13 protein-coding genes are annotated in these 17,012 nt (G+C 71.1%); 10 read left to right on the plus strand and 3 right to left on the minus strand.

The features are described from left to right. Nucleotides 1–76 precede the first annotated feature (76 nt). The 3 genes from AC0VYP_RS20985 (at nt 77) to AC0VYP_RS20995 (ending at nt 2,925) form a co-directional block, all read left to right on the plus strand. Nucleotides 77–580 (plus strand): ATP-binding protein, encoded by a 504-nt coding sequence (locus tag AC0VYP_RS20985; protein WP_475471395.1) that lies wholly within the window; start codon nt 77–79, stop codon nt 578–580. A 55-nt stretch (nt 581–635) separates the two neighbouring features. After that, nucleotides 636–1,142 carry a hypothetical protein gene (locus AC0VYP_RS20990; RefSeq protein ID WP_475471396.1) on the plus strand — a complete coding sequence of 169 codons (507 nt, stop codon included), beginning with the start codon at nt 636–638 and terminating at the stop codon, nt 1,140–1,142. Nucleotides 1,143–1,524: 382 nt separating this feature from the next. Then, nucleotides 1,525–2,925, plus strand: a complete 1,401-nt coding sequence (locus tag AC0VYP_RS20995) for a S8 family serine peptidase (RefSeq protein ID WP_475471397.1) — start codon at nt 1,525–1,527, stop codon at nt 2,923–2,925. Here the strand turns inward: AC0VYP_RS20995 and AC0VYP_RS21000 are convergent. After that, on the minus strand, nt 2,903–3,370 hold the full coding sequence (locus AC0VYP_RS21000; protein WP_475471399.1) for an anthrone oxygenase family protein: 468 nt from the start codon (nt 3,368–3,370) through the stop codon (nt 2,903–2,905). The genes AC0VYP_RS20995 and AC0VYP_RS21000 overlap by 23 nt on opposite strands. A 417-nt stretch (nt 3,371–3,787) precedes the next feature. Next, on the minus strand, nt 3,788–4,132 hold the full coding sequence (locus tag AC0VYP_RS21005; RefSeq protein ID WP_475471401.1) for a hypothetical protein: 345 nt from the start codon (nt 4,130–4,132) through the stop codon (nt 3,788–3,790). Between the two features lie 494 nt (nt 4,133–4,626). Between AC0VYP_RS21005 and AC0VYP_RS21010 the strand changes: the two genes are divergently transcribed. Further along, nucleotides 4,627–5,226 carry a peptidoglycan-binding domain-containing protein gene (locus AC0VYP_RS21010; protein ID WP_475471403.1) on the plus strand — a complete coding sequence of 200 codons (600 nt, stop codon included), beginning with the start codon at nt 4,627–4,629 and terminating at the stop codon, nt 5,224–5,226. Between the two features lie 120 nt (nt 5,227–5,346). Here the strand turns inward: AC0VYP_RS21010 and eccCa are convergent, their stop codons facing one another. After that, nucleotides 5,347–9,318, minus strand: a complete 3,972-nt coding sequence (gene eccCa / locus AC0VYP_RS21015; protein ID WP_475471404.1) for a type VII secretion protein EccCa — start codon at nt 9,316–9,318, stop codon at nt 5,347–5,349. A 242-nt stretch (nt 9,319–9,560) separates the two neighbouring features. Here eccCa and eccD point away from each other — a divergent pair, with 242 nt between their 5' ends. The 6 genes from eccD (at nt 9,561) to AC0VYP_RS21045 (ending at nt 17,011) form a co-directional block, all read left to right on the plus strand. Then, nucleotides 9,561–10,961, plus strand: a complete 1,401-nt coding sequence (gene eccD / locus AC0VYP_RS21020; protein WP_475471406.1) for a type VII secretion integral membrane protein EccD — start codon at nt 9,561–9,563, stop codon at nt 10,959–10,961. 3 nt (nt 10,962–10,964) lie between these two features. Continuing rightward, a complete protein-coding gene (gene eccB / locus AC0VYP_RS21025; protein WP_475471408.1) occupies nt 10,965–12,416 on the plus strand; it encodes a type VII secretion protein EccB in 1,452 nt (483 codons plus the stop codon). A 32-nt stretch (nt 12,417–12,448) separates the two neighbouring features. Beyond that, on the plus strand, nt 12,449–12,769 hold the full coding sequence (locus AC0VYP_RS21030) for a hypothetical protein (RefSeq protein WP_475471409.1): 321 nt from the start codon (nt 12,449–12,451) through the stop codon (nt 12,767–12,769). A gap of 106 nt (nt 12,770–12,875) precedes the next feature. Then, nucleotides 12,876–13,172: a WXG100 family type VII secretion target gene (locus AC0VYP_RS21035; RefSeq protein WP_475471411.1), complete on the plus strand. Its 297-nt coding sequence runs from the start codon at nt 12,876–12,878 to the stop codon at nt 13,170–13,172. Between the two features lie 106 nt (nt 13,173–13,278). After that, nucleotides 13,279–16,758 carry a hypothetical protein gene (locus AC0VYP_RS21040; RefSeq protein WP_475471413.1) on the plus strand — a complete coding sequence of 1,160 codons (3,480 nt, stop codon included), beginning with the start codon at nt 13,279–13,281 and terminating at the stop codon, nt 16,756–16,758. Continuing rightward, nucleotides 16,649–17,011, plus strand: a complete 363-nt coding sequence (locus AC0VYP_RS21045; protein ID WP_432707531.1) for a YbaB/EbfC family nucleoid-associated protein — start codon at nt 16,649–16,651, stop codon at nt 17,009–17,011. The genes AC0VYP_RS21040 and AC0VYP_RS21045 overlap by 110 nt, the downstream gene beginning before the upstream one ends. Nucleotide 17,012: the final 1 nt, after the last annotated feature.

Below are 17,012 nucleotides of genomic sequence, written 5' to 3' on the forward strand. Positions count from 1 at the left end.
TTGCATTGGCATCCTAGGCGTAAGCATCTCACCCTTATCTATGGCGTGGGATGAAAACTCTCAATCGGGGGTGCTGATGTCACCTGCCCTGACACCAAACTCGTTTTCACCGATCCGCTGGGAACCCCGCATCTACCCCGGCTCCCTTGACCAGGCGTCCCGGGTCCGGACCGACGTCCGGCGGGATCTGGCCGCGTTCCCGGACTCCGTGGCCGCCGACGTCGCACTCGCGGCGAGCGAGCTTTTCGCCAACGCCGTGGAGTACACCGCCTCCTCCGGCGAGAACGGCGAGGCCGTGCGCGCGCTGCGCCTGAGTGCCCCCGACCGGTTGCGCCTGGAGGTCACCGACGGCGGGTTCACCGAGGCCCGCCCCGCGATCCCCGCCCTCACCGGCACCGACTGGTTCACCGCCGAGCGCCACCGCGGCCTGCTGATGGTCTCCGCAATCGCCCTGGACTGGGGCTACTTCCCCGTCTACGAGCACCCGAGCCTGAACCTCGGCCTGGTGGTGTGGGCCGAATTCGGCCTCGACCCCGCCCAGGTGCCCAGTGGCCTGGACCGTTTCATCCACACCCGCTGACCAACCGACACCCGCTGACCACCCGGCAGCGGCCGACATTCGAGGAGGCACCACCGTGCCCACAGCGACCACCCTGGGCAACCGAACAACCACGGACGGCAAAAAGGGCGGTGGCGCACCAAACACCCGGGACACCCAGGACGCCGAACTCGCCGCGCTGATCCGCCGGCTGGCCGCCGTGCGGCCCGAGATCGCCACCGGGTGGGCACCGCCCACGCGCCCACCCCGCCCCGCCGAGCACTTCGCCCCCGCACCCCGCCCGCGTCCACGGCGGGCGAGCGCTCACCGCCGCCCCACCCGCGAGGACTTCCCCGTGGACCGCGCCGCCCTCGACACCGTGGCCCTGCTCCGGGCCTCCGCAGCGGGCAACCACCGCCCCGGGGACTACTGGCCCCGGCACACCGACGCGCGGCGCCGCCACCGCGCCGCCCGGCCCTCGCCCGTGCGCCGAACCGCCCGCCACGCCGCCCGGCTGCTGCGCGCCGCCTGCACCGCGACCGGGGCGATCACCCTGGCGGCGGTGATCGTGAGCGGGATACTGCCGGACGGGTGGCCCTGGTGAGAATGCTCGACCGCCGTTCGACGCGACCCGGCCGAAACCAGGCGTGCCCCGCACCGCCGCGAGCACGCGCCCCCTCGGCCGGCCTGAGGAACGCACGCGCAGCACCACGACATCCACGTCCGAGGATCGACCCGCTTCGTCGGTTGTTCACCGGCCGGGGAGGCGTTTCCCGCCTCCGGATGGATAGAGTGTTCGCGATTCGACCGATGCCTGATCGTTCGTACGGGTTTCCCCGACGGTCGCCCAGCGCGAGGGCAGGCCCCGAACCAGCCTGGACTCGCATCGCGCGCCGCCCGGGACGGGTGGCGGACATTTCGAGGAGCACGGCGGGAATCCGACCGGCACAGCCCCAGCCCCGTGCGGGGCGAGCGTGAGAGGGAACATGGTGACGGAACGCATCGCACCTGGGCCGAACCGCGGGCGGGGAGCCGCGCGCCCCTTTCTGGCCTGCGCCGCGGCGGCCCTGCTCACCCTGGGGGCACCCGCCACCGTACTCGCCGACGTCGTCGATCCGGGCCCTTCTCCCGGCCCCGACGCCTCTTCCCCCTCGCCGTCCGCCTCTCCCTCCGCGCCCTCGCCGTCCGCCTCCCCCTCCGCCTCCGAGGCGCCCGCCGCCCTCGCCCAGATCACGGCGGCCGTGACCGGTGACGACCCCTGTGTCGAGGACAGCACCGACGTCGTGGACCAGGAGTCCTGGGCCCACCGCTCACTGGGGCTGTCCCAGGTCCACGAACTGCACGAGGGCGCGGGCGCCACCGTCGCGGTCCTGGCGACGTCCGTGGCGTCCGGCGGTCCCGCCCTGTCGGGTGCGCTGGGCGACACCGGTTCGGCCTCCGACTGCCTCGGGTTCGGCACCTTCCTGGCCGGGATCGTCGCCGCGCGTCCCGCCCCGGACAGCGGGTTCGTCGGCGTGGCCCCGGGCGCGAACATCGTCGCCGTCGCCACCGGCGCGCAGCAGACCGGCATCACCCTGCCCGGCGACATCGCGTCCTCCATCACGACCGCGTTGGCCCGGGACCCCGACGTGATCCTGGTGGGGAACGCCGCACCGACCGGCTCCGAGGAACTCGACTCCGCCGTCGCCGCGGCCCGCAGCGCGGGCGTACTCGTCGTGGCACCGGCGACCGCCTTCATCCCCGACGGCCCCTTTCCCGGGTACCCCGCCCAGGACCCCACCGTGCTGAGTGTGGCGGCGCACCAGCCGACCGGGGAGCCCGTGCTCGAAGAACCCCTGGGCCTGCCCGACGGGGAGGTCGCCAGGGTCAACCTGATCGCGCCGGGACAGAAAGTGCTGGGGGTGGGGCCGGGCGGCGGGCACTTCGTGAGCGACGGCGACGGCGTGGCCGCGGCGTTCGTGGCCGGGACGGCTGCGCTGCTGGCCGCCGAGGAACCCGACCTCACCGGTGCCCAATTGAAGGACCGGTTGATGCGGACCGCCTACCCCTCCCCCTTCGGATCGATCGACCCGTTCACGGGGAGCGGCCGGGTTGACCCGATGGGCGCACTGACCGACGACCCTCAGGGCGCGCTGAACGTCGCGAGGGGCGAGCGGTTCGTCGCGGACCCCTCCCCCCGGGGGAGCGTGCAGATGACGCCGCCGGTGGTCGTCGCCTCCGTTTCGGCCTTCGTCATCGTGGCGCTCGCCCTGGGCGCGGTGGTGCTGCGCAGGGGCCGTGGACGCGAGTGGCGCCCGGCCGAGGCCGGGGAGACGGTCGAGGTCGATCCGCGCGACCAGCACGGGTTCTCGCCGATTCCCGCCGCTATCCTGCGGTGGCGAAAATGAACGACGCCGACGCGGCGAGCGACAGCACCGTGCGCACGTGGTTCCAGGCGGTCCACTCGGTGAGGTAGCGCCTCCAATAGCCCTGGTCGGCCCGGTCGTCGGCCAGGGCGTTGTTGCGCGGCACGTTGGCCGCCGCCGTCACCAGGAAACCGGCGAGGGCGAGCCCGCCCCCCACGAGCGCGGGGGCCGCGTCGGAGGCTCCCCACACGGTCAGGCCCCAGACGGCGGTCCCCACCGAGAGCACCGTCGTCCCCAGGAACAGCGTCATGAACACCGGGGTGACCGCGGCGGTGTTGATCGAGCGCATCGCCGCCATGCCGGTCTCGGACGGGAGCGCGGCCAAAGCCTTCATCACGAAGGAGGAGAAGGCGAAGAAAACCCCGGCCACGAGGCCGTTGGCCAGCGCGCAGAGGAGCACCAGGGCGTATTGGGGTCCGTCGGTCATGGGTCTCTCCGCAGGTTGTCGAACGGCCCGGGCGGGCCCTGGTACTCGGCACCGACACCGTCGGCACGGAAGCGATACGCGCGCCTCCGGACTCCTGCGCGGCCCCGGGGCGACGCTGGAGACGGTGGCCGCAGGATAGTCGCACAGGCGGCAGCGCGGTGGCCCTCGGCTCAGCGTTCAAGCGCGTGCGCGGCGTCGGCCCGGGAGGGCACCGCGCACACGCCCCCCAGGTGACGCGACCACAAAACGGCCGCACGGAGCGGGGGACCGGTGCTCGCCACCGGTCACACGCATCGGTCGCGACGGTCCCCCGTTCGTCCGGGTACTGGACGCGCGGGGGACCGCCCCGGAACGGGAGACGGGGCCCACGGCAAAGCCCGGGAGAGGCGGCGGAGCTGCCCCTGCCTCCCGTGCTGCTTACGGAGCCTGTTCCTCCACGGCCTGCTCGACGGTCTCCTCGACGAAGCCGAGGTACTCGGGGTCCAGGTCCAGCCAGGAGGGTGCGTCGGCGTCGCCCTGGACGCGCTCCGACCGCTCCGGCAGCTCCACCTGCTCGGGCGGAGCCGGCCGCTGTGCCAGGACCACGGTGTCGCGGCCGTCGAGCTCCAGGAACACGTCGAGGTAAGTCGTGATCATCGCGTGCGCCTCTCGGGCGTCCAGGCCGTACTTCGCCACAACCCGCTCCAGCAGCGGGTACGGGACGGGCAGACCGCGCCCGGCCGGGTGGGCGTAGACCTCGTTGGCGGTGGGGGGACCGTGCATGCTGCGCTCCTTGCGGGGGATTGTCCTGGCGGACGGGGTGAAGCGGGCGGGGTCGAGAATACGGGGCGCGGCCGGCCTGCACGAACGGCACGCGACGGGATCGTCGGGCCGCGCGCCGCCCGGTGCCGGGAGAGGGCCGCACCGCGCCGCATCCACCGGGAACGCCGTGGGAACCGGACGGAGAACGGTTCCGCGACGCGACCCCGCGGGACGTGGTTCGGCGAGATCTCCGCCCCCGCCTCCCGGCGCGACCCCATGCGCCGGATACCGCCCGCCGCAGCCCGAGCGGACCGTGCTCAAAAAATTGACAGCGTGAATTCGCAGGTCAATCCGCCAAAGCGGTGGCCGGTCGCAAGCCGGACCGGTTTTGCGCGAGACGCCCCGGGCACGACCGGGCCATGGTCGCGGCGGGGCACCACCGCCCCTCGCACCGGGTCCGCACCCTCAGCGGAACCACGGAGGTTCTGCCGGATCCGACAGGAAAGGAGACCCCCATGGCGCGCACCACTCAGAGGATGACCGCCCTGCTCGCCTCCGGAACCCTGGCGGCAGGCATGGGCCTGGCCGGAGCGCCGCTCGCTTCGGCCGACGGCCCCGACACATCCGCCCAGGTCCTCGCCGCCAACGAGGACGCGCAGTGGCCCGAGTACAGGCAGAACACGATGGGCTGGAACCTCTCGGTCGCCAAGTTCTCCCTGTGGGAACTCGGCTACTACGAGCCCTCCGCCACCCTCGACGACCGGTTCGGTGAGAAGGAGGTCGAGGCCCTCATGGACTACCAGCAGGCAACCGACCTGAAGGTCACCGGAGTCCTCGACGCCAGGAGCTGGGAGTTCCTGAGCGAGGACGTCGGGGTGCTCTCCCAGGGCGACACCGGCCCCGCGGTGAGCGCGGTCCAGGTGGCCCTGCACGAGAAGCACGGGTACGACCTGAGCGGCGACGGCTACCAGAGGTTCGCCCCCGAGGCCGGGACGTTCGGCCAGGCGACCCACGACGCGGTGGTCGCCTTCCAGGAGGACGCCGGGATCGACGCCGACGGCGAGGTCGGCCCGATCACCTACAAGGCGCTGGTCGTCACCCAGGGCAACGACTGACCCCCCGCCTGGACGAGCCGGAGGCCCCGCCGTGTACGGCGGGGCCTCCGGCTCGTCCAGGGGTGTCCGGCTCCGCGCGTCCCGCCCCGCACGGCTACGGGCCGGCGGGACGGGACGGCGCTAATCGTCGTGGTTCGCCCCCTCCGCGATGGCGAGCTGCACCTCGATGGGGTCGCGCCGCGCGATCCAGATGGCGCGCCCCGGCGGGAGCTTCTGGGCGCGGACGTTGCCGAACAGCATCCCCTCCGAGGGCGGCGTGGAGAACATGATGCTGGGGGTGTTGGAGTCGATCATGGTGCGGATGACCGGGTCGGTGGAGGCGCGGTTGAAGCCTCCGGCCGCGTGCACCAGGATCAGGTGCATCCCGATCTCGGCGCCCTGGGACAGCAGCGGCAACAGCGGCGCCAGCGGGCTGGGGCCGCTGCCCATGACCATCTCCAGGTCGTCGATGACGATGAACAGCTCCGGCCCCTTCCACCAGTCGCGCTTGCGGATGCGGTCGGGGGTGATGTCGGGGCCGGGCAGGCGCTCCTTCATCGCCTGGGCCGCCGCGACCATCATCTCCCGGGTGCTGTCGGCGGAGACGGCGTACCCCAGCTGCATGTCCTTGGGCACCGCATCGTAGAGCTCGCGGCGCTGGTCCACGAGCACCACCCGGGCGCTCGCGGCGTCGTAGTTGTCCCGGATGGCGTTGGTGATGTGGCGCAGGGTCGTGGTCTTGCCGGTCTCGGTGTCGCCGACGAGGATGAGGTGCGGGGTGGCGGAGAAGTTGTGCCAGAACGGGCGCATCCCCCGGCTCTCCAGGCCCAGCGCGACCTTGAGACCGCCGTTGTCGGTGCGCTCGGCCTCGGGCATCTCCGCCGCGTCGAGTCGCACGGGCAGGGTGCGCACCGGCGGCGCGGAGGGCCGGTCCCCCCATTCCGCCTTGACCCGCTCGATGATGTCGGTCATGCCCACCGACGCGGTGACGGAGTCGGTGTCGCCGTCCGCGCGGGGCAGGCCGGTGAGGAAGTGGTACTTGTCCTCGGTGAGCCCGCGCCCCGCCACACGGGGCACGGTCTGCGCCTTGCGCATGTTGATCATGGAGTCCACCGGGTCGCCCATGCGCAGCTCGAAACGGGTGACCATGAGGTCGCGGAGCCCCGACTGGAAGTCGGCCCAGCGCGGTGAGGCGACGACGACGTGGATTCCGTAGTTGAGGCCGCGCTGCACGAGCTGGAGGATGGGCGGGACCAGGTCCATGAAGTCCTGGCGGATGGTGGCCCAGCCGTTGACGATGAAGAAGACGTCGCCGTAGGGCTGGTCGGCGAACTCCCCTTGCGCGCGCCGCCGGCGATAGGTGTTCATGGAGTCGATGCCGTTCTCCGCGAAGAACGTCTCGCGCTGGGCGAGGATGTCGCCCAGCTCCATGACGGTGCGGGTGATGCGCCGGCCGTCCATCCGGCCCACGACGCTGCCCACGTGCGGCAGGGTGCTCAGGGCCTGGAGCACGCCGCCGCCGCAGTCGATGCAGTAGAACTGCACCTGGGCGGGCGTGTTGGTCACCGCCAGTGAGGTGATGAACGTGGCCAGCAGGGTGCTCTTGCCGCTCTGCGGCCCACCGGCGATCGCCACGTGGCCGCCCGCGCCGGAGACGTCCGCGAGGAGCGGGAGCCGCGTCTGCTCGAAGGGGCGGTCGATGAGTCCGAGGGCGATCTTCAGGCGCCCCGTGTCCGACCAGGCCAGTCCGCCCTCGGGGACGAGGACGCCGACCATCCGCATCAGCTCGTCCACGAGCGGGGGCGTGCCCAGCGGCGGCAGCCACACCTCGCGTGCGGCCATGCCCTGCCCCTGCATGCGGTCCAGGGCGATGGCGAGCAGGGTCTCGGCCTCCTCGTTGACGGGCTGCTCCTCCACCTCGACCTCGGGGGCGCGACCGGCGACATAGCCGTCGAGGAAGGGCACGACCTCGCCCACGGCGGTCAGCTGGCGCGCCGCCCGCCGCTTGACCTGGTGGGCGCCGGAGACGTAGGCGGCCTTGAAACGGGTCAGGGTCTCGGTGTCGCTCTTGAGGTAGCCGTTGCCGGGTGCGGGGGGCAGCTGGTGGGCGTCGGGGACGCCCAGGACGCCCCGGCTCTCGATGGCGGAGAAGGTGCGCAGCGCCACCCGGTAGGACAGGTGGCTCTCCAGCTGGTGCATGCGGCCCTCGTCCAGGCGCTGGGAGGCCAGGAGCAGGTGCACGCCCAGGCTTCGGCCCAGGCGCCCGATCATCACGAACAGGTCCATGAAGTCGCGGTGGGCGGCCAGCAGCTCGCTGAACTCGTCCACGACCACGAACAGCGTGGGCATGGGCTCCATGGAGGGGTCGGCCAGGCGCCCCTTCTCGTATTCGTGGATGTTGGTGAAGTTGCCGGCGGTGCGCAGGTGTTCCTGGCGGCGGATGAGTTCGCCGTGCAGGGCGTCCTGCATCCGCTCCACCAGCGTCGCCTCACCGGCGAGGTTGGTGATCAGCGCGGAGGTGTGCTGGAGGCCGTCCAGGCCGATGAAGGTCGCGCCGCCCTTGAAGTCCACGAGCACGAAGTTCAGCGCCTCCGGCGAGTGGGTCAGCGCCAGCGACAGCACCAGGGTGCGCAGCAGCTCGCTCTTGCCCGAGCCGGTCGCGCCGATCAACATGCCGTGCGGGCCCATGCCCCCCAGCGCCGACTCCTTGAGGTCCAGCTCCATCGCGGCGCCGTCGCCCGCGACGCCGATGGGCACCCGCAGCTTGTTCTCCGGGCGCAGTTCCGCCCACATCCCGTAGACGTCGTGCTGGTAGAGGTTGGGGATGCCCAGCAGGGTGGTGAGCTCGAAGTCGGTGGTCAGCGGCTCGGTTACCTCGGTCGCCACGCTGACCCGATAGGGCGCGAGCAGCCGCGCCAGGCTTTCGGCGCGCTTCCCGGTGAACACGTCGGGCCGTCCCAGCGGCGTGGTGACGTCGCGTCCGCTGTGGTCCTCGGAGATCACCTCCAGCAGGTCGGGGGCGACCTTGAGCGCCAGGGTGTAGGGCTCGTGGTCGGGCGGCAGCGGGTCCTGGACGTCGATGACCACGGCGTTGCGGTAGCCGCCGCCGGTGAAGCGCGAGCCGACGGGAACCTGTCCGCCGTTGACGACGATGACGGTGTAGGGCTCGTCCCTGCTGGGGACCGCGGCGGGGTCGAAGCGGGGCCGGTCGGCGAGGTCGTTTCCGATGAGACGCTCCAGCTCCACCGCGTCGGGGGAGAACAGCCGCACCGCTCCGGCGCCGTCGCGCTGGGTGGGGTGCTGGGAGTGGGGCAGCCACTTGACCCAGGACCAGATACCGCGGTTGGCGTCCGACGCGCAGACGGCGACGCGCAGTTCGTCGTGGGTGTGGAAGACCGCGAGCTGCCCCAGGATCGCCCGCACCATCGAGCGGCACGCCTCGACGTCGCCGCGCAGCGAGACGTGGGCGTAGCCGCGCAGGTAGACCGACACCGGCTGGTCGCCGACCGTGGAGTAGGCGTTGATGAAGCGACGCAGGGCGTGGGCGCTCAGGGGCTCCAGGTCCTCGACCGGTTTGGTGGAGAGCGGGGTCATGGTCATGCTCATCGCCTGGTCGCCCACTGCGAGGCGGACCTCGGCGAAGTCGTCGTCGGCGACCCTGCGCTCCCACAACCGCGAGGTCCGCACGATGGACCACAGCGCCTCGGGGGGTGGCGCACGCCACAGCATGGCGTCGCGCTGCTCGGTGACGACCTCGCGCAACCGGGTGCGGCTCTGGGCGAGGTAGCGCAGGTAGTCGCGCCGCTCCCCGCCGAGCTTCTGGCGGCGTTCGATGATCGTACGCAAGTACTGACCGAAAAGCATCATTACGGCGCCGGTGAGCATCATCCCGCCGGCGATGTAGGGCATGAACGCCGACCCGCCCCCCATGCCGGGGCGGACGAGGATCATCAGCATCGCCATCGAGGTCATGGCCATCGGCAGGTACATGAAGACCGAGGAGATGCTGGACTGCGCCTCCGGCAGTTCCGGGGGTTCTTGCAGGCTGAGCTCCCCGGAGGGCATCTCCGGGCCGGGCCTGCGCGGCGGCCTGCGGATGAGGATCGTGTTCACGGGGCGGCCGCCTCCTGGGGACGAAAGTGGACGACGTGCGGGGATGGGGGCCATCATCTTGTCATCAGTCGGACACAGGACGACAAGCCACAAGTAAAAATCTAGTGATACAACATGAACCAACATGAAAAACAATGTGATAAAAGCGTGATAGTAAACTCCTGGGCACAGGGTCCGAAAATCGGCGAGACTTTTGTAGCCCTCTGCAATCCCCTTCCCCCCTGCAACGAGTAGGCGAACGGATGAGCGACTCCACGGCAACGGATCTGTGCCGGCTCATGATCAGGGCACCAGAACGCTCTTTCGAGATCGCGGCCCCCTGCGACGTCCCCCTGGCCGAGCTCATCCCCACGTTCGTCCTCTACGCCGAGGGCGACGAGGGCGACGACCTCGACGAGGCCGGGCTCGAACACGACGGATGGATCCTCCAGCCCCTGGGCGGCGACGTGCTGGAGGAGGAGGAGACGATCGACTCCCTCGGCCTGGTTGACGGAGAGACGCTCTACCTGCGCCCCCGGCGGGACCAGCTGCCGCCCATCCACTTCGACGACCTCATCGACGGTGTCGCCAACGGGATATCCGAGCGCGCCGACGCCTGGCGCCCCGCCTTCACCCGGGGCCTCACGCAGTCCCTCGCCCTCGCCCTGATCCTGACCGGGCTTGCCGTCCTCGTCCTGGGCGGGACCGGCGGGCTGACCGCGCTCATCGCGGCCACCTCAGCCGTCCTGATGCTGCTGGGCGCCTGGGCGGCGTCGCGCGCCATGGGCGACCTCGTCGCGGCCACCGGGTTCGCCGGGGCCGCGGTCCTCTACATGGCGACGGCCGGCGCGGTGATCTCCGCCGGGGAACCGGGCGAGGCACTGCTCGGGGCCCGTATCCTCGCCGGCTGCATGGCCGGCGCGGGCGCGACCGTGCTGGGCCTGGCCGCCGTCGCGGGCTCGGTCCCCTTCTTCAGCGGCCTGGTGATCGTCCAGGTGTTCGGCGTGATCGGCGCGCTGTCCCTGCTCTTCATCCCGGGCGGTACCGTCGCCGCGAGCGCCGGACTGGTCGCCGCCCTGGCGCTACTGCTGGGCACCTTCGCCCCGCAACTGGCCTTCCGGTTCTCCGGTATGCGCCTCCCGGCGCTGCCCTCCACCCCCAAGCAGTTGCAGGACGACATCTCGCCCTACGCCGCACGCAGCGTCCTGGACCGGGCCGCGCTCGCCGACCAGTACCAGAGCGCGCTGTTCGCCTCCACCGGAGCGGTCCTCACCGTGTGCCTGCTCCTGATCGCCCCGGTCGAGGGGTGGGTGTTGACCACGCTGTGCGTGATCCTGTCGCTGGTGATGCTGTTGCAGAGCCGGGGTCTGGGCAGCGCCTGGCAGCGGGCCTGCATGGTGGCTCCCCCCTGCGTCGGGTTGATCGCGCTGTTCCTGTCCGCGGTGTGGGACGCCGACATGCTGGGCCGGCTGCTCGGCCTGCTGGCCCTGTTCTCCGTCGCCACCTCCCTGGCGGTGGTGTCCTGGACCCTTCCCGGCCGGCGGGCCCTGCCCCACTGGGGCCGGGCGGCGGAGATCATCCAGTCGATCATCACCATCGCCATCGCCTCCCTCGTCCTCGGGCAGTTCGGCGTCTTCGGCGCCCTTCGGGCGATCGGGGGCTGATCCGTGCAGTCACGTCGCGACCGGGTCCAGGCGCACACCTTCATGGTGGGGCGGTTGGGCACGGCCATGCTCGAAGGCGACCCCAACGCCGTGGACGCGCCGATGCGGCGCACCCGGACCGGAAGCTTCATCGGCCTCGCCCTGTCCGCACTCGTCTGCGTCGGCTTCCTGGTGTTCGGGCTGATCTTCCCCGGCGGCGCCAACAGCTGGCGCCAGGACGGCAAGCTCATCGTGGAGAAGGAGACCGGGGCGACCTACCTCTACGCGGGGGGCATGCTGCGCCCCGTCGCCAACTACGCCTCCGCCAAACTCATCCAGGGCAACAAGCTGAGTGTCAGCTCGGTGTCCATGGCCTCGTTGGAGGGCGAACCCAAGGGCGGCCCCGTGGGCATCCCCGGAGCACCCGACTCCCTGCCCGACGCGGAGGAGGCGGCCGCCCAGGTGTGGCGACTGTGCGCCGTCCCGCCCACCGCCGACTACCCGCCCCGCACCTCGCTGACCGTGGACGCCGGAAACCCGTCCACCCGGATCGCCCACGACATGGCGGTCCTGGTGTCGTCCCCCGACGGGGATCACCACCTGCTGTGGCAGGACACCCGGCTACGCCTGGACACCGGCAACGGCGCGCTGGAGGCGCTGGGCTATGGAACCAGTCCGGTGCTCCCGGTGACCGCGCCCTTCCTCGCCTCGGTCCCGCCCGGCCCCGAGCTGACCGCCCCGGACGTGGCCGGGCTCGGTGAGTCCGGACCGGTCCTGGGCGGTCGGCAGACGGTCGTCGGGCAGGTCTTCGTGGTGCCGGGCGACGGCGACGAGCGCCAGCACTACCTGCTCGGCCGGGACGGGCTGTCCCCTCTTACCGCCACCGACTCCCGCCTGCTGCTGGCCAACTCCGACATCAGGGACGAGGCGTACGGCGGTTCCGCCCCCACGGCCGTGGAACTCCCGGCCGGCGAGGTCCAGGGCAACCTGGCCGCGGGCAGCGAGGTGGGGCGTCCGAGCGACTCCCCCGTCCCCGGCACCCCGCCGGCGCTGTTCCCGGTGGAGCTGGAGACCCCCTGCCTCCAACTCGGCGGCGACGGTTCGCTGGAACTCGTCACCCACCCCGTGGACGGCATCCGGGCGTGGCCGCCCCAGGAGACCCCCTCGATCGCCCCCGGCTGCCCCACCCCCGAGCTGATCGGGATCGCCGCGGGCGGCGGCGGGCTGGCGGCGGGCCGCCCGGCAGGCGGTTCCACGGCCACCCCCACCTACTACCTGGTCACCGACTCGGCGGCCAAGTATCCCGTCCCCGACGCCGACACCGTCTCGGCGCTGGGGTTCGATCCGGCGGCGGCCGTGGAGGTACCGACCTCGCTGTTGAGGCTCGTGCCAACCGGTCCCCTGCTCAGTCCCGCGGCGGCCGCACTTCCGGTCGCGCCGTCCGCACGGGTGGAGAACACCGACTGCCCACAGTAATTTCGACCGGAACCCCCGAAAGGAGAACCGCCATGTCGCACAACGACTTGTTGCAGACAGAGCAGGCCAATGCGACGGCCCGCGCCGCGATGGAATCGGCCTACAACACCTGCAACCGCTCCTACCAGTTCGTGGACGGCATCCGCGACAACGTGCGGGTCAACTGGGGCGGCGCGGCGTCGCGCACCTACCTGGAGGCCCTGGCGCTGTGGCTGGAGGAGCTGCGGCTCATCACCAACGGCATGAACGAGATGGTGGGCGCGTTCGGCGGCACCGTGCAGGAGATGGCGCAGATGGAGGACCAGGCCATCATGGAGGGGTCGAGCTGGCTCAAGGAACTCAACCCGAACTAGGCCGTCCGGCCCCCTTCCTCCCCGCCTCGGCGCCTGAACGCCCCCGGTGTGAACCCGGTGGACGCACGGCTCGCCGTCGGCGCCCCCGATCGACGAAAGGCATACCGTGTCCGACTTCAACATGACATACCAGGGCATCGTCAACAGCGGTGACATGCTCCGCCAGGAGACCCAGACCGTGCAGAAGGCGGTCGAGGACCTCGCCCAGCAGATGCAGTCCGTGCGCGCCAACATGGACGGTGTGACCGCGGACCAGTACGACGCCAAGATGGCGAAGTGGAACCTGAACCTCCAGGACATGAACACCCTGCTGGGCAAGGCCCAGATGTCGCTGAACAAAATCCTCAGCGACTACCAGCAGGGCGACCACCGCATCGCCACGCGGCACTGGTCTCAGCAGTAGTAGTCGTCCGGAGTCCGGGTCGGGGCGGGCGCGGGAGAAACAGGAAGCGTCCGCCCCTTCACCTCTGCCGTAGCCGACACAGGGTCGAGTGAGAAGGTAGCCGAAGGTGCCAGAGCTGCACGAGATCATGAACATCTTCGCCGACAAGGAGGGCGGCGGGAGCCACCCGCCCATGCCCGAAGGAAGCACGATCACCGGCGAGCACTGGCTCACCGACGGCTACTACAGCTTCAACACCTACGGAGACATCTCCGGCGGCCGGTGGAAGCACATGGAGATCTGGTGGGACTGGGTGACCACCACCACCCAGTACTACGGCACGTACGGCGGCGGTACCGGCTCCTACCAGTCGTCGAAGACCGACCACGCCGGCTACATGCTCAACAAGGAGCTGTGGGAGGGCGACGGCTCACCCGAGAAGAAGTTCAACAAAGCGCTGCGGGACTTGACCAACGTCGCCCTGCTCGGCACCAAATATGCGTCCACCTCGTACAGCACCCAGACCCACTGGGACATCGCCGTGGAGATGTCGAAGGTGGACGACTTCCTCGACGAACAGCAGAAGCTGCTCCTGAAGAAAGCACTCGAACTGCGGGACCCCGAAGCGGGGTTCCAAGGAAACGCGGCGAACATGCTGGCCAACCACATGTTCAACCTGGGCAGCAGACTCGCCGAGCTCTCGGGGAAACTGCACATCTTCCACAACGCGGTCAACGACATCCGTCCCGGCATCGAACCGGCGATCCTCGCCCTCGCCCAGGCGGTCACCCAACGCGAGCAAGGCCCCTACACGTCGCTGCACAAGATCATCTACGACTGGTACTACAGCGGGGTGAACGGTTCCCAGACGTTCAACAAAGGGCGCAACCAGTTCGACATCGCGTACAACTCGGATGGTGCCCGGGGGATCATCGGCGACGGCATCACCGACGCGGGGGTGAACGCCGAACTCCACCGGCGCTGGAACCTCGGGCTCGAACCGGTGAAGACCGCCGCCGACGCGCTCTACACAAAGATGCAGAGCCATTACAACTCCATGGCCAACACGATCAGGCCCATCCCCGCGCCCAAGGGCCTGAACCTCCCCAACCCAGAAGCCCCTGGTGGCGGGGACGAGAATGGCGGCCCCGGCCCCGGGGACATCAACATCGACATCCCCGAGATCAAGATCCCGCCCCCGCCCGAGATCAAGATCCCGCCGCCGCCCGAGATCAAGACAGAGGGCCCCGGCGGCGGAAGCAACCTCCCACCCCCGCCCCCGCCCGAGATCACGTCGGAGGGCCCCGGCGGCGGGAACACACTTCCCCCGCCCGAGATCACGTCAGAGGGCCCCGGCGGTGGCATGGGCGGCGGGCCTCTGCCTCCGCCCACCCTCATGTCCGAGGGGCCCGGCGGCGGAGGAGGGCTCGTACCGCCTCCCAGCAGCATCGGCGGCCCCGGCGACGGCATGGGCGGAGGAGGGCTCGTACCGCCTCCCAGCAGCATCGGCGGCCCCGGCGACGGCATGGGCGGAGGAGGACTCGTACCGCCCCCCAGCAGCATCGGCGGCCCCGGCGACGGCATGGGCGGAGGAGGACTCGTACCGCCCCCCAGCAGCATCGGCGGCCCCGGCAGCGGCATGGGCGGCCCCGGCAGCGGCATGGGCGGCGACGGCACCCTGCCCCCGCCCAGCAGTATCGGCGGCCCCGGCGACGGCATGGGCGGAGGAGGACTCGTACCCCCGCCCTTGATCCCCCCGCCGAGCAGCATCGGCGGCCCCGGCGGCGGCATGGGCGGTGGCCCCGGCTCGCGTTTCACCGGTCCGGGAACGGAACGGCTCGAAACCGATCCGGAGACCGGCCTGCCCATCAACCCCGCCACCGGGCGGCCCTTCCCGGTGGACCCTGCCACCGGGGTCCCCTACGACCCCGACACCGGGCTGCCGATCGCGGTGGACCCGGCCACCGGGCGGCCCCTGCCGATCGACCCGATCACCGGCGAACCCATCGTCTCGGGCGGCCCCGGCCCCGGCGGCCTGGCACTGGACCCAGACACCGGCCTGCCCATCAACCCCGAAACCGGCCAACCCTTCCCCGTCAACCCCGACACCGGACTCCCCTACAACCCCGACACCGGACTCCCCGTCCTCGTCAACCCCGACACCGGCGTCCCCTACCCCGTCAACCCCTCCACCGGGATGCCTTACGACCCCTCGACGGGAATGCCGATCGCGCTGGACCCCGACACCGGGCAGCCCCTGCCGATCGACCCGATCACCGGCGAACCCATCGTCTCGGGCGGCCCCGGCCCCGGCGGCCTGGCACTGGACCCAGACACCGGCCTGCCCATCAACCCCGAAACCGGCCAACCCTTCCCCGTCAACCCCGACACCGGACTCCCCTACAACCCCGACACCGGACTCCCCGTCCTCGTCAACCCCGACACCGGCGTCCCCTACCCCATCGACCCCTCCACCGGCCTCCCCGTGGACCCGGCGACGGGTAATCCCGTGGGAATCGACCCGATCACCGGCGACGCCGTCGTCTCGGGCGGCCCCGGCCCCGGCGGCCTGGCACTGGACCCAGACACCGGCCTGCCCATCAACCCCGAAACCGGCCAACCCTTCCCCGTCAACCCCGACACCGGACTCCCCTACAACCCCGACACCGGACTCCCCGTCCTCGTCAACCCCGACACCGGCGTCCCCTACCCCATCGACCCCTCCACCGGGATGCCCTTCGACCCCGAGACGGGGAACCGGATGGGGTGGGACCCAGACACCGGGCAGCCCTTCCAGATCGACACCGCCACCGGCCTGCCCATCGATCCCGAGACCGGTCTGCCCGTCACCACGGGGGGTGCAGGATCCGGGAGCGGGCTCACCCCCCCTCCCACGTATACGCCGCCGCCCCTTCCGGGCATCCCCGACCTCACCGGCGGGGGGAGCGGTCCGGGGAGTTCCCTGGACCCCCCGCCGTCCCAGGCCCAGGCCGGTCCCGGCGGGGGCAGCGGCCTGGGGGCGCCTCCCCCGTATTCGGCGGTCGGCGGGCCGGGCGGGGGCCCCGGCCTCACCGCCCCATCAGGCCCCGGGGGCGGCGGGGACGGCGACCGTTCCTCGCTGTTCACCACGCCCGAGGTCCGCGAGCGTGCGGGAGGCTCCGCCGGGGAAGGCGGCTTCATGCAGCCACCTCCGTCCGCCCCCGGCGGTGGCGGTGGCGCCATGAGTGGAATGGCCGGCGGCATGGGCGGTATGGGCGGCGGTATGGGCGGTATGCCTCCGCCCATGATGCCGCCCATGGGCGGCAACCAGAACAACCAGGAACGCAACCGCTCCACCTGGCTCTCGGAGGACGAGAAGGTCTGGGGCACCTCGGGGACGGGCAACAAGTCCGTACTCGGCCGACCGGCGCCCGGGGACGAGAAGAAGAAGGGCGGCACCCATGAGCACGTCAATGCCCGAACAGGCGGAGCAGGCGCTCGCACAGCTTCACAGGAAGATGGCGGAGTTCGGGGAGGTAAGCGCAAACCTGGAGTCGGCAATCGAAGAGGTGGTGTCCAAAGACCGGCTGGTGGGAGCGAAGGTGAACGCCAAGGGGGAACTGGTTGAGCTGAAGTTCCACACCCAGAAGTACCGGCAGATGGCACCCGCCGAACTCTCCGCCGCCGTGGTGGACGTCATCGAACGCGCCCGCCGCCAGATGGCGGTCAAGGTCACGCAGGCCTACGCACAGTTCGCCCCCGAAGGCGTTGACATGGACGCCATCGCCACGGGGTCCTTCGACCCGGGCTCGATGCTCGGCAAGTTCGACCTTCCCCATCTTCCCGGCGCCCCCGCGCCCAGCCCGATCGACCGCCAGTAAA

Source organism: Nocardiopsis sp. iso_186 (assembly GCF_056173365.1).

Excerpts from the sequence above, each read along its gene's own strand:
- AC0VYP_RS20995 (WP_475471397.1), top strand. The coding sequence starts at position 1,525 with ATGGTGACGGAACGCATCGCACCTGGGCCGAACCGCGGGCGGGGAGCC.
- AC0VYP_RS21030 (WP_475471409.1), top strand. The coding sequence starts at position 12,449 with ATGTCGCACAACGACTTGTTGCAGACAGAGCAGGCCAATGCGACGGCC.
- AC0VYP_RS20985 (WP_475471395.1), top strand. The coding sequence starts at position 77 with ATGTCACCTGCCCTGACACCAAACTCGTTTTCACCGATCCGCTGGGAA.
- eccD (WP_475471406.1), top strand. The coding sequence starts at position 9,561 with ATGAGCGACTCCACGGCAACGGATCTGTGCCGGCTCATGATCAGGGCA.
- AC0VYP_RS21010 (WP_475471403.1), top strand. The coding sequence starts at position 4,627 with ATGGCGCGCACCACTCAGAGGATGACCGCCCTGCTCGCCTCCGGAACC.
- AC0VYP_RS21045 (WP_432707531.1), top strand. The coding sequence starts at position 16,649 with ATGGCGGAGTTCGGGGAGGTAAGCGCAAACCTGGAGTCGGCAATCGAA.
- AC0VYP_RS21005 (WP_475471401.1), bottom strand. The coding sequence starts at position 4,132 with ATGCACGGTCCCCCCACCGCCAACGAGGTCTACGCCCACCCGGCCGGG.
- AC0VYP_RS21000 (WP_475471399.1), bottom strand. The coding sequence starts at position 3,370 with ATGACCGACGGACCCCAATACGCCCTGGTGCTCCTCTGCGCGCTGGCC.